This window comes from Actinoplanes lobatus (assembly GCF_014205215.1).
GTDB lineage: Bacteria > Actinomycetota > Actinomycetes > Mycobacteriales > Micromonosporaceae > Actinoplanes > Actinoplanes lobatus.
This window is the reverse complement of record NZ_JACHNC010000001.1, coordinates 8,544,460-8,556,901: the sequence shown is the minus strand read 5'-3', so window position 1 is coordinate 8,556,901 and position 12,442 is coordinate 8,544,460. Positions and strand designations below refer to the sequence as shown.

Annotated in this window: 12 protein-coding genes; 5 read left to right on the top strand and 7 right to left on the bottom strand. The window is 72.5% G+C overall.

Annotated features, from left to right (window positions below; genetic code table 11):
- Positions 1 to 2: 2 nt before the first annotated feature.
- Positions 3 to 1,127, bottom strand: coding sequence for an NYN domain-containing protein (locus BJ964_RS39090; protein WP_188125363.1), 1,125 nt, complete (start codon positions 1,125 to 1,127; stop codon positions 3 to 5).
- Between the two features lie 152 nt (positions 1,128 to 1,279).
- Here BJ964_RS39090 and BJ964_RS39085 point away from each other — a divergent pair, with 152 nt between their 5' ends.
- Both BJ964_RS39085 and BJ964_RS39080 read left to right on the top strand, forming a co-directional pair.
- Positions 1,280 to 2,257 (top strand): sensor histidine kinase, encoded by a 978-nt coding sequence (locus BJ964_RS39085; protein WP_188125362.1) that lies wholly within the window; start codon positions 1,280 to 1,282, stop codon positions 2,255 to 2,257.
- Positions 2,254 to 2,886 (top strand): response regulator, encoded by a 633-nt coding sequence (locus BJ964_RS39080; RefSeq protein ID WP_188125361.1) that lies wholly within the window; start codon positions 2,254 to 2,256, stop codon positions 2,884 to 2,886. Before BJ964_RS39085 ends, BJ964_RS39080 begins: the two co-directional genes overlap by 4 nt.
- A gap of 1,058 nt (positions 2,887 to 3,944) precedes the next feature.
- Here the strand turns inward: BJ964_RS39080 and BJ964_RS39075 are convergent.
- From BJ964_RS39075 to BJ964_RS39060, 4 genes are all read right to left on the bottom strand, one after another.
- Positions 3,945 to 4,592, bottom strand: a complete 648-nt coding sequence (locus BJ964_RS39075; protein WP_188125360.1) for a response regulator — start codon at positions 4,590 to 4,592, stop codon at positions 3,945 to 3,947.
- The gene (locus tag BJ964_RS39070; protein WP_188125359.1) at positions 4,583 to 5,593 is read right to left on the bottom strand and encodes a sensor histidine kinase; all 1,011 of its coding nucleotides are present in this window, start codon (positions 5,591 to 5,593) and stop codon (positions 4,583 to 4,585) included. The genes BJ964_RS39075 and BJ964_RS39070 overlap by 10 nt, the downstream gene beginning before the upstream one ends.
- A gap of 115 nt (positions 5,594 to 5,708) precedes the next feature.
- Positions 5,709 to 6,395, bottom strand: a complete 687-nt coding sequence (locus tag BJ964_RS39065) for a DedA family protein (RefSeq protein WP_188125358.1) — start codon at positions 6,393 to 6,395, stop codon at positions 5,709 to 5,711.
- A 68-nt stretch (positions 6,396 to 6,463) separates the two neighbouring features.
- Positions 6,464 to 7,009 (bottom strand): TetR/AcrR family transcriptional regulator, encoded by a 546-nt coding sequence (locus BJ964_RS39060; protein WP_188125357.1) that lies wholly within the window; start codon positions 7,007 to 7,009, stop codon positions 6,464 to 6,466.
- Between the two features lie 52 nt (positions 7,010 to 7,061).
- Here BJ964_RS39060 and BJ964_RS39055 point away from each other — a divergent pair, with 52 nt between their 5' ends.
- Both BJ964_RS39055 and BJ964_RS39050 read left to right on the top strand, forming a co-directional pair.
- The gene (locus BJ964_RS39055; RefSeq protein ID WP_188125356.1) at positions 7,062 to 7,562 is read left to right on the top strand and encodes a GNAT family N-acetyltransferase; all 501 of its coding nucleotides are present in this window, start codon (positions 7,062 to 7,064) and stop codon (positions 7,560 to 7,562) included.
- 165 nt (positions 7,563 to 7,727) lie between these two features.
- On the top strand, positions 7,728 to 9,737 hold the full coding sequence (locus tag BJ964_RS39050) for a transglycosylase domain-containing protein (RefSeq protein WP_229806960.1): 2,010 nt from the start codon (positions 7,728 to 7,730) through the stop codon (positions 9,735 to 9,737).
- A gap of 5 nt (positions 9,738 to 9,742) precedes the next feature.
- On the opposite strand, the gene BJ964_RS49360 is transcribed toward BJ964_RS39050, so the two are convergent.
- On the bottom strand, positions 9,743 to 10,270 hold the full coding sequence (locus BJ964_RS49360) for a GNAT family N-acetyltransferase (protein ID WP_188125354.1): 528 nt from the start codon (positions 10,268 to 10,270) through the stop codon (positions 9,743 to 9,745).
- A gap of 39 nt (positions 10,271 to 10,309) precedes the next feature.
- Between BJ964_RS49360 and BJ964_RS39040 the strand changes: the two genes are divergently transcribed.
- Positions 10,310 to 11,251 carry a phosphotransferase gene (locus BJ964_RS39040; RefSeq protein WP_316254251.1) on the top strand — a complete coding sequence of 314 codons (942 nt, stop codon included), beginning with the start codon at positions 10,310 to 10,312 and terminating at the stop codon, positions 11,249 to 11,251.
- Between the two features lie 12 nt (positions 11,252 to 11,263).
- Here the strand turns inward: BJ964_RS39040 and BJ964_RS39035 are convergent, their stop codons facing one another.
- Positions 11,264 to 12,439, bottom strand: a complete 1,176-nt coding sequence (locus BJ964_RS39035; protein WP_188125352.1) for a UDP-N-acetylglucosamine--N-acetylmuramyl-(pentapeptide) pyrophosphoryl-undecaprenol N-acetylglucosamine transferase — start codon at positions 12,437 to 12,439, stop codon at positions 11,264 to 11,266.
- Positions 12,440 to 12,442: the final 3 nt, after the last annotated feature.

Below are 12,442 nucleotides of genomic sequence, written 5' to 3'. Positions count from 1 at the left end.
CGTCAGCCGGCAACTGTGGCGGGTGCGCCGCCGCGCGTACCCTCGACGGGTTCCGGCCATCCACCGCGGCCGCAGGCGCGGCAGAAACCGCGACGGCGCAGATGGTAGGCGTAGGTGGCGGCCGCCAGGCCGGCGCTCCAGAACAGCCAGAGGATGCTGGGCGCCCGCAGCGCCCACCCGTCGCCGATGTCCGGGTCCCAGACCATCATCAGCCCGGCCGGAACCAGGACGACGGCGACGATCGACGCGGGCACGACCGCGAGGGCGGGCGGCACCGGCTTCCCGGCCCGGAACCAGATCCACCGTGGGTAGACCTCGCCCCACCGGCTGACCAGGCCGTGCGTGAGGACACCGCCGACCGCGGACGCGATCGCGCAGCCCAGGCCGATGCTCAGCATGCCCGGCGTGTCCTGCATCATCCGCAGGAAGTCGTGGCTGATGCCGAGGGGATGGCCGAGAAACCAGGCCACCCGGGTGATCTCGTACGGCAGCGGCGCCACGCAGGCGACCAGCACTGCCCAGCGTCCCCACCGCAGCAGGGTGCGCCGGGACGGGCCGGGGCCGGTGGCGGGATGGCGGCCGCAGTGCCGGCATTCGCCACGCACCCGGCGCTGGTGGGCGAGCGTGGCGGCGGCCCACAGCAGACCCCCGGCGAACAGGATGATCAGATTGGTGCGGTGCCAGTACAGGATGTCGCCGATTCCCTCCTGGGGGCCGGGCACGCCGGTGAACGCGAAGACCAGCAGCAACGGGGCGAACGCGACCAGGGCGATCATCGTGTAGTCGGGGATGGCCAGGGCGAGCCCGGCCGCCGTGAACCAGCCGAAAACGATCATCGCGACCGCGGTGCGCCGGGAGCCGGCGCCACGGGCCATCGCCAGCGCGACGACCGCTCCGAGCAGCCCGAGCACGGCCATGACCGGGGCGACCACCTCGACCGGGCTTCCCTCCAGCACCGATCCGGACCGGCGGTCGTCGACGGCCGGCGCGAACGGGAACCCACCGCCGCCGGCCGTCCAGTACAGACCCAGCGAGCCGTACATCAGTGACCAGCCGGCGGCCGCGTATCCCGACCAGAACGGCCACCGCCGCCACCATTGCGCCACCCGTGCCGTCGTTCGAGACATGTCGCTCCTTCCGGGATCCGTCGTCTCTCAGCCTCGGCCGCCGGCGTACGCGGAACCATCTGCCGATATGGCGATCCGGGCCCGGCCGGTCCGCGGTTTCTCTGCCGATCGGCAGAGGGCGGCGGCACCGGGTGGCCGCCTACGATCGGGCCATGCTGCGTGCCCTGCTCGGCCGGATCACCATGGCCGCCGGCGGCCTCTCGCTGTGCGCGAGCCCGCTGGCCGGCACCGCCCCGAGCCTCCACTTCGCCGTGTCGGGGGCGCTCGCGGCGCTGCTCGCGGTGGCGGTGCGGTGGGGCCCGCGCCGGCACATCGCCGCGGCCGCGCTGCTCGCCGGCGGCGCGATGGCGTCCTGGCTGTGGTTTCTCGCCGCCGACCTGCCCATCGTGGAGCGGCTGGCGGCCGCGCTGGTGTGGACGGCTCCGGCGGGGATGGCGCTCGTCGCCGGCGGCTATCCGCGGCTGACCGCCCACCAGCGGGCCGTGGAGGTGGAGCAGGCCCGGCAGGAGTTGCGGCTGCGGTGGGCGCGGGACCTGCACGACTTCGTGGCCCACGACGTGAGCGGCATCGTCGCCCAGGCGCAGGCGGCCCGTTTCGTGGCGCCCGGCCGCCCGGAGGCGGCCGGCGCGGCTCTGGAACGCATCGAGGCCGCCGGGCTGGCCGCGCTGGCGACGATGGATCGCATGGTCGGCATGCTGCACGAGCCGGACGGTCCGGCGGTCCGGCCGGTGCCCACACTGGTGGACCTGCCCGGCCTTGTCGACCGGTTCCGGGCCGGAGGCGATGCCGACGTCCGGTTCACCGAGGACCCGCGCCCGGTGCGGGCGCCACGCGACACCGGGGCGGTGGCGTACCGGGTCGTGACCGAGGCGCTGACCAACGTCCGCCGGCACGCGGCCTCGGCGAGGCGGGTCGACGTGTCCGTCACCGGCGGACCCACCGGTGTCGAGGTGCGGATACGCGACGACGGACCCGGCGCCACACCCCCGCAGCGGCGGTCGCCCGGCGCCGGTGGCCGAGGGCTGGCGGCCCTGCGGGAGCAGGTCTCCGCCGTCGGCGGCACCCTGACCGCCGGACCGGCCGACCGCGGCTGGGAGGTCGTCGCCGTGTTCCCCGGCGGCGGCTCGTGACCACCCGTGTCCTGCTCGCCGACGATCAGCCGGACGTACGCGGCGGCTTCCGCCTGGTGCTGGACTCCCAGCCGGACATCACGGTCGTCGGTGAGGCCGCCGACGGGACGGCGGCCCTGGACCTGGCCCGCCGCCTGCGGCCCGACGTCGTGCTCACCGACATCCGCATGCCGGGCATCGACGGCCTGGAACTGACCCGGCTGCTCACCGAGGCCGGCCTGCGCGTGGTCGTGGTGACGACCTTCGACCACGACGCGTACGTCGACGGCGCGCTGCGCAACGGCGCATGCGGCTTCCTGCTCAAACGGTCGGGCCCGGCGCTGCTGGTCGAGGGTGTCCGAGCGGCGGTCGCCGGCGACGCCCTGATCAGCCCGGAGGTCACCGTCCGGCTGCTGCGGGCCGCGACGGCGGCGGCCCGGCCGGAGGCGCCCCACCCGCTGACGAACCGCGAGACCGACATCGTCCGGCTGGTCGCCCGGGGCCTGACGAACGCCCAGATCGGCGCCGAGCTGTTCATCTCGCCCGGCACGGCCAAGACCCACATCGCCAACATCCAGGCGAAACTCGGCTTGCACAACCGGGTCGCCGTCGCCGCCTGGACGTGGCGTGCCGGCCTGGCCGACCCCTGAAGACCTTCGTGGTCAAGGTCCGCGTTCCGCTTCCGGCTCCTTCTTCCTTGTACGCGTGACGTCGTCCCGCCTTATCCGTCCTGTTCCGTCCGGTCGGCGCGCGCTTGCTGCCCGCTCCGTCCTTTGCCGCGCCCGCCGGGCGTAGATCGGTGGCCGGGCAGGCCGTCCCGGCCCCCTTCTTGCCGCCGGTCACGGCCGGGGCGTCGGCTCTCGCCCTCGGCGGACCGGGTCCCGCCGGGTGGGTGGTTGCGGTGTTGCTGGCCAGGCACTCGGGTTGCCGCTCTCGGCCGTTGCGCCGGTCACGGTGGTCGTCATCCGCGGTCCCACCAGGCCCGGCGGCCGCACACGCAAGTCGCCGTGTGCGCCACCACCGTTGTAGGGCAGGTAGGCGACCACGACATCGCCAGCGTGTGCGCCCACCCGCCTATCGCCGTGACGGCCGTCCACTCGGCGGCTTTCGTGCCCGCTCACTCCACAAACCCGACCGGCCGGAACTCCGTGTGAGCGCGGGATCCCGGTCACCGGCCCTTGTGGAAGATGGAGGTGGGCAGAACAACACCGATGTACCACGCGCCTCCACGCACTCACCGCCATGGTCACGGTGAGTGACTCCCGGCGGGCTCCCTCATGGCGCGACCGCGCGTCAACCGCAACCACCCACCCGGCGCGACCGGCGTGACGGCCGGGTGCAACACCCGGGTTGCCTGGCGATCACCACCGCAACCACCCACCCGGGCGTGACCGGCGTGACGGCAGGGAGTAGCACCCGGGTTGCCTGGCGATCACCACCGCAACCACCCACCCGGGCGTGACTGGCGTGACGGCAGGGAGTAGCACCCGGGTTGCCTGGCGATCACCACCCCGACGACCCATCCCGGCGCGACAGGGCGGCACCTGCGGGAGTATCCGACCGATCTACGCCCGGCGGGCGCGGCACAGGCCGGAGCGGGCAGCAAGCGCGCGCCGACCGGACGGAACGGCCCTGATGAGACGGGGACGACGTCACGCGTACCGGGAAGGGGCGGAAGCGACAGACGGACCTCGACCACGAAAGATCTCTAGCCCGCGCCGAGATAGCGCAGGATGGCCAGTACCCGGCGGCTGTAGCCGGTGACGTGGGACAGGCCGAGCCGGTCGAAGATGGTGTTCACGTGCTTCTCGACGGCGCTCTGCGAGATGTGCAGCCGGGCCGCGACGGATGCGTTCGTGTGGCCCTGCGCCATCTCGTGCAGCACCTCCCGCTCGCGTGGGGTGAGGGCGTGCAGCGGGTCGCCGTGTGCGGTCGTGGACATCAGTTGCTGGACCACCTCCGGGTCGAGGGCGGTGGCCCCGCCCGCGACCCGTTCCAGCGCGTCGAGGAAGTCGCCGACGTGTGCCACCCGGTCCTTGAGCAGGTAGCCGACGCCGTCGGAACGGTCGGCCAGCAGCTGCGCGGCATACCGCTTCTCGACGTACTGGGACAGCACCACGACGGCGGTGCCCGGCCAGCGGCGGCGGATCTCGACGGCGGCCCGCAGCCCGTCGTCGGTGCCGGCCGGCGGCATCCGGACGTCGGTGACCACCATGCCGGGCCGGTGTTCGGCGACCGCCGCCAGCAGTTGGTCGGCGTCGGCGACCGCGGCCACCACGTCGTACCCCTCCTCGGCCAGCAGCCGGATCAGGCCCTCCCGCAGGAGTGTGGAGTCTTCGGCGAGGACTATCCGCACGGCAGCTCCACCCGGATCGTGGTGCCTTCGCCGGGTGGGCTGCGCACCTCGAAGCGGCCGTCCAGGGCGGCGACCCGGCGGGCGAGCCCGTGCAGGCCGGAGCCGTCCGGGTCGGCGCCGCCCACCCCGTCGTCGGTTATCACCATCTCGACCCCCGTGGCGTTCGGCCCGACCGCGATCGTGATCACGGTAGCCGCGCCGTGCTTGGCGGTGTTGGTCACGGCCTCGCACGCCACGAAGTAGAGCGCCGTCTCGGCCGGCCGGCCCGGTCGCGGGTGCGGCGCGAGGTCGATCCGTACCGGTACGGCGGACCGCTGCGCCACCATGGCCAGCACCTCGTCGAGCGAGCTGTGCGCCAGAGCCGACGGATACACCCGCCACGCCACCTCACGCATCTCCTCGACGGCGCGCTGGGCGTCGGCGTGCGCCTGGTCCAGCAGCGCCCGCGTCCGCTCCGGGTCGGGGCTGCGGCGGGCCCGGCCGAGCAGCATGCCGAGCGCGACCAGCCGCTGCTGCAACCCGTCGTGCAGGTCCCGTTCGATGCGCTGCCGCTCGACGTCGACGGCCGCGACCACCTCGGCCCGGCTGGCCGCCAGCTCGCCGATCCGCCGTTCCAGCTCCTCGCGGGTGCTCGACTCGAGCAGTGCCCGGGCCAGCCTGCGGTCCAGCCCGGCCACCGTGACGAAGCCCTGGAGGTTGAGCGTGAGCAGCGTGATGCCGAGCAGTACCTGACCGAGTAGGCCGGGCACGGTCATCGTCCCGGCCAGAACCGAGCGGACCACGATCCCGGCGAGCGCGACGCCGGTGACGAGCAGGGCGGTAACGAGGCCGCCGAGCAGGGCGGGCAGGGCCCGGGCCGCGAGATAGCCGAACACCCGCGGGCCCGCCGACCGTAGAGGTGGGGGAGCCGGCTCGCTGCGGGCCCACGCCAGGCGGCGCCGTTCTTGGTCGGCGATCCACCGCGCCGCCCCGGCGACCTGGCCCCGAACCAGGGGGAACATCACGACCAGCCCCGCAACCAGCAGAAACAGCAGCTCTGCGGCCCCGGTAACGGCCCCGGCCGCCACCGCAACGGGTATCCGCGTCCACCTTCGCAGCACGCCGTCCCCCTCGATGTCAGCGATCGACCGGCCGGCGCGCGGTCCCGTACACGGTGCCACGCCCCGTGGAACCGGCCCGCACGGCCGCCCGCTCGCGCCGGATCCGGCGCAGCCGGAGTGCCACGAAGATCGCGGCGGCGATCCCGCAGACGACGATGACGGCCTTCTGCAGGAGGCCGGCGTACTCCTCGACGCGATGCCAGTTCTCCCCGAGCTGGTAGCCGGCCAGCACGAACACGACGTTCCAGATCGCGCTGCCCGCCGTCGTGTACAGCAGGAAGCGGCCCACCGGCATGCGCTCCACCCCGGCCGGGACCGAGATGAGGCTGCGGAAGATCGGGATCATCCGCCCGAGGAACACCGCCTTCGCCCCGTGCCGCGCGAACCACGCCTCGGTCCGGTCGAAGTCCTCCACCCTCATGAGTGGCAGCCGCTCGACGATCGCCCGCAACCGGTCCCGCCCGAGCAGGGCGCCCACCCGGTACAGCACCAGGGCACCGGCCACCGAGCCGAGCGTCGTCCAGAGGATCGCCGCGAGCAGGCTCATCCGTCCCTGCCCGGCCGCGAACCCGGCCAACGGCAGGATCACCTCGCTGGGGATGGGCGGAAACAGGTTCTCCAGGGCCACCGCGAGGCCCGCGCCGGGCGCGCCGAGGGTCTCCACCAGGCCGACGACACCACTTTCCAGATCACCGAAAGTCATGCCCCGACGCTAGAAATCCGCGGGCCCGGCGACCATGAGGCCGGCCCTCCGACCTGGACGGACAATCCTCAGGGACGCCACTGCGGAAAACCGCACCCCTGGACGGCGGCGCCCACCCGTTCGGTGTCACCGGTGGCCAGCAGGTCGAGCAGCGCCCCGCGCAGCACGGCCAGGGCGAGGGTGCGGCGGGCCAGCCCGTCCGGGGTGTCGCGTTCGGCCTCCGGCTGCCCGGCCGCCAGTACGCCGAGCCAGTCGTCGACGGTCGCCCGGGCGAAGCCGGCCCACGGCCCGTCCGGTTCGGTGAGGGAGCGCGCGTACGCCTCGGTCCACAGCCGGAGCAGCGGACGGTGTTCCTCGGCGGCCAGCCAGGTCCACACCCGGGCGAAGACGTCGCCGAGGTCGTCTCCGGCGCCCTCCAGCAGCGCCAGTTCGTCGGTGCGGGCGCGGGCCAGCAGCGCCCGTACGAGCCCGTCCTTGCTGCCGAAGAGGAACAGCAGCACCCGCGGGCTGGAGCCGATCGCGGCCGCGAGCGGCCGCAGGGACAGGTCGGCGATCCCGTTGTCGAGCGCGTACCGGTAGGCCGCCTCGAGCAGCTCTTTCTGGCGTGCGGACATCGGGTTAGCATACGCGGACTGAAACGACTGTTTCAGTGAGGGAGGAAGTGGGATGACCGTGCTGCGCAGGGCCGACCGGCCGGGCGATCTGGGCTGGATCGTGATGGCCCACGGCGAGGAGTACCAACGCCAGTTCGGCTGGGATGCCGGGTTCGAGGCGCTGGTCGCCCGCATCGTGGCCGACTACGCCGCGGGCCACGACCGGGACCGCGAGGCGGCCTGGATCGCCGAGACCGGCGGCGAGCGCAGTGGCTGCGTCATGCTGGCGGCCGGCGACGAGCCGGGCACGGCGAAGCTGCGCGTCCTGCTGGTGACCGGGGCGGCCCGCGGCGGCGGTGTCGGCTCCCGCCTGGTGGGGGAGTGCCTGGCGTTCGCCGAGAAGGCCGGCTACCGCGAGGTCACACTCTGGACCGTGGACCTGTGCGTCTCGGCCCGCCGCATCTACGAGGCGGCCGGTTTCACGCTGCGGGCGCAGGAGCCGCACCCCGGATTCGGTGGAACCGAGCAGGTCACCGGCCAGACGTGGGCCAAACGTCTGGGTTACCTGTTGTGACGAAACTCGCGAACAGTGTAGTCGGCGATCGCGCTGGTTAACCTGGATAGAGTGACTGGCAAGCCTCTCGGTGAACATCGGACCATCCGCAGCGCCGGCGTGCTCGGCATATGCGGCCTGCTCGCGGGCCTTGTCGTCGCCTCCGCCGCCTTCCCGGCCGTCGCGATGGCGGGCCTGGCCGCCAAGGTCGGGTCCGAGGAGCTCCAGGAGCTCCCGACCGAGTTGATCGAGCAGTCGTCACCTCAGGTGACGAGGGTCTATGCGTCCGACGGCAAGACCCAGATCGCGCTGATGTACGACGAGTTCCGCAGCGACGTACCCCTGGCGAAGGTCTCGCAGAACATGCAGGACGCCATCGTGGCCGCCGAGGACCACAAGTTCTTCGAGCACAGGGGCGTCGACCTCAAGGGTGTGGCGCGGGCCTTCGTCAACAACAACCAGGGCGGCGGCAAGCAGGGCGCCTCCACCCTGACGATGCAGTACGTGCGGATGGCGCTCGCCTACTCGGCGACCGACCCGCAGCAGGTCGTCGACGCCACCAGGGACACCGTGCAGCGCAAGGTGTCCGAGATGAAGTACGCGGTCCAGGTCGAGAAGCAGCTCACCAAGCAGGAGATCCTGGAGCGCTACCTGAACATGGCGCCGTTCGGCAACGGCGCCTACGGCATCAGCGCCGCCAGCCAGGTCTACTTCGGCAAGTCCCCGGCGAACCTGTCGGTGGCCGAGTCGGCGCTGCTGGCCGGGATGGTGAAGGCCCCGACCGCGTTCGACCCGACCACCGCCACCGGCTATCCGCAGGCGGTGGACCGGCGCGACTACATCATCGACAACATGCGGGACCTCAACCAGATCACCGCGGCCGAGGCCACCACCGCCAAGAAGGTGACGGTGCCGAAGACCGCGACCCGCCCGTCGCGGGGCTGCGTGTCGGTGGCGAAGAACCACTGGGGCTTCTTCTGCGACTACTTCTACCGGTGGTGGCTGAGCCAGAGCGCCTTCGGCGAGACCTCGTACGACCGGGAGCGCCTGCTCAAGAACGGCGGCTACCGCATCGTCACCACCCTGGACCTGGACGCCCAGTCCGACGCTCGTAAAGAGATCACCGAACGGCAGAGCGACGACAACAGGAACGCGCTGATGCTGGCCGCCGTCGAGCCCGGCACCGGCGCGGTCCGGGCGCTGGCCGCCAACCGCAAGTACAAGATCGACGACGCCGACGACCCCCGCAACGAGCTGTCCTCGAACCCGGAGCTGGCGAGCAAGGGCATCCGCGGCACCTACCCGAACACCACCAACCCCATCATCACCGGCAGCGCGGACATCCCCGGCTACCAGGCCGGCTCGGTGTTCAAGATGTTCACCATGGTGGCCGCCCTGGAGAACGGCAAGGAGCTGGACACCACCATCTACTCGCCGCAGCGCTACAAGTCGGGCTACCTGGACTTCTCGTCGAACTCGTGCGACGGCTACTACTGCCCCAGCAACGCCTCGTCCCGCGAGTCCGGCAACTTCAACATGTGGACCGCGTTCGGTAAGTCGGTCAACACCTACTTCGTCCCGCTCCAGGAGGAGATCGGCGCGGAGAAGGTGGTCGACGTGGCCAAGCGCTTCGGCGTGCAGTTCCGCGACGGCGACGACGCCACCCGGGCGAACGACCCGGACCAGGCCCACGAGTGGGGCGCCTTCACCCTCGGCGTCTCGGCGTCCACCCCGCTCGACATCGCCAGCGCCTACGCCACCCTGGCCGCCGACGGCGAGTACTGCGCGCCGACACCGATCGAGAGCATCACCACCGCCGACGGCACCGAGATCGACACCGGCCGGCCGTCGTGCGTCCGGGCGACCACCAAGGAGGTGGCCCGCAAGGCACTCGACGCGGCCCGCTGCCCGGTCGGCGACCAGGCCCAGCTCGGCGACTGCGCCGGCGCGACGGCCCCGCAGGTGCGCGGCGTGGTCGGCCACCCGGTCTTCGGCAAGACCGGCACCACCGACAACGACAAGACCGCCGCCCTGGTGGTCGGCACCCGCTCCCTCGTGGTGGCCGGCTACCTGGCCAACCCGGACTGGGCCGGCCACACCGACCGGATGTCGCACAGCATCGTCAACCCGGCGGTCTACGAGACGCTCGCCGACTACATGGAGGGTAGGCCGGAGGAGGAGTTCCCCACCCCCTGACCGGCTCACTCCAGCCTGCGGCACATCCGCAGGCTGGAGATGTGGTCGTCGACCCGGGACAGGGCGGCCCGCACCGTGTCCACCGGCTGGAAGCCGCGAGCCCGGTAGAACCCGATCCCGGCCCGGTCCCCGAGAAACACCGACACCCACAGCTCGGTGCCGCCCGCCGCCCGGATCTGCTCGGTGATCCGGTCCATCAGCAGCGTGTCCAGCCCACCCTCCCGCACGGCGGCGTCCAGATAGACCCGGGACAGCTCGCCGGCCACCGGACCGGTCATCCCGCCGCCGGCCGCGCCCAGCACCAGGCCGTCCGCCTCGACGACCTGATAACCGAACCACCCCGGCAGCGCGGGCGCGAGCTCCTTCGCCACCCGCTCCGCGCTGTAGAACTCGACGACACTGCGCTCGATGTAACCCTCGGGCAGCAGCTCACGGTAGGCGTCCCGATACCCGCTGGAGCAGATCGCGGCGATGCGGGCCACATCGGCCTCGACGGCGGGACGGACGACGGCGGTCAACGATGATCCAGGCACGCCGCAACATTAGGCCGCGTTCACCCGTACCCTCAATCAATCGACCACTCAGCGCTCGCCGACCGCTTCGGCCTCGGGCCGATCAGCTCCTGCACGCCGCTCACGCAGGGCCTGATGAACCCGAACTGGCGCTGGGAGACCCCGTCCGGCACGTTCGTGGTCAAGCGCCTGTGCGACGTCACCCCGGCGGCGGTCCGCCGCCAGCGGCGGATCCTGGAGATCCTGGCGGCACACGGCCTTCCGGTCCCGTCACCCATCGACCTGACCGAGTTCGACCATCATTGGTACGCAAAAGCGCCGCTGCTCCCCGGCACCCACCGCACCGGCACGGACCTGGCCCCACCCACCTGCCACGACCTCGGCGCCGTGCTCGCCGGCATGCACACCCGCCTGCGCGAGATCCTGCCGGAGGAACCGTCCTCATTGCCGGCCCCCGCGGACGTCCCCACCGCACTCGCCGTCCTGTCCCGCCTCCCCACGGACGGCTTCGGAGCGACCGAGATCGCCCACCGGCTGCGCCTGCTCCCGGAGATCGCCGCCGACCGCCCACCGGCCGTGACCCCCGGCCCGCTCGGCTGGACCCACGGCGACCTGACCGACCGGAACCTGCTGTTCACCGGCGAGCGGCTCACCGGCATCCTCGACTGGGACCGCCTCGCCGTCCGCCCTTACGGTTTCGAGCTGATCCGTACCGCCGCGATCCTCTTCGACACCGGCGACGGCCTCGATCTGCCCCGGGTGACCGCCTTCCTCACCGGTTACCGCTCCCGCAGGGAGATCTCCGACGCCGCCCTGCACGCCGCCGCCCACCGCCGCTGGTGGGACTACGCCACCGACACGTTCTTCCTGCGCCGCCACCACGACCACGGCGACCACACCTTCGACCACCTGTTCCACCGCTCGTCCCGCCTGCTCCGCTGGTGGACCACCCACCGCGCCGACCTGGACGCCGCGATCACCGCGGCATGGGCTCGCGCGTGACGGCCGGCGTGGTCAGCGGCCCCGGTCGGCGGCCACGGTGAGGATCTCGGTGACCACGTGCTGGGCGGCGCCCGGCTTTCCGTGTGCCGCCGCTGCCTGGGCCATGGCGGCCCGCCGGTGCGGGTCGGCGAGCAGCCCGACGACCTCGGCGTGCAGCCGCTGCGGCACGGCCGTGTCGCCGTCGAGCATCACGGCCGCGCCCTGGGCGGCCAGGTGCCGGGCGGTGATGCGCTGCTCGTCCCCGGCCGAGTGCGGGTACGGGATGAGCACGCAGACCTTGCCGAGGGCGGTCAGTTCGGCGACCGTCCCGGCGCCGCTGCGGGCCACCACCACGGTCGCGGCGGCGATCACGTCGGGCAGTTCCTCGTGGATGAACTCGACGAGCCGGTACCGCTGCACCAGATGCGGCGGCAGCTGCCCGGCGGCCTCCTGCATCTCCGCGTACCCGTGACTGCCGCACTGGTGGACGATCTGGCAGTGCGGCAGCAGTTCGGCCAGTGCGCCGGTGAGCATGCGGTTGACCTGCTGGGCGCCGGTCGCGCCGCCGGTGACGAGCACGACCGGGAGGGCCGGGTCGAGCCCGTACGCCGCGAGGCCCTTCGCCGGATCGCCCTGGAGCATGGCCGAACGCACCGGGTTGCCGGTGACCACCGCCCGCCGCCGGGCCGACTCCGGCAGGTGTTCGAGGGACGCCTCGTGGCTGAGCAGGATCCGGTTGGCGAACCGGGCCAGGATCCGGTTGGCCAGCCCGACCGCGAGGGTCTGCTCGTGCATGAGGTAGGGCACCCGCAGGCACCGCGCCGCGAGCCCGATCGGCACCGACACGTACCCGCCGGTGCTGAACACCACGGCCGGCCGGGTGCGGGCGACGGTGAACACGGCCTGGAGGACGCCGAGCGGGATCCGGAACGCGTCGACGACGTTGCGGGCCAGCTCACGCGGGTTCGGTGACCGCCGCAGTTTGCCGGTGGTGACCGCTTTGAAGGGGATCCCGTTACGCTCCGCGATCCTGGCTTCGAGGCCGTCGGCGACACCGACCCAGAGCAGCTCGGGCGCGGTGCCGGTCTCGGCGAGGCGGGCCTGGAGGGTGTTGACCGTGGTGAGGGCAGGGTAGGTGTGCCCGCCGGTGCCACCACCGGTGACGATCATGCGGAACCGTTGCAGGCGCTGGGTGCTGTAGAGAGACATCAG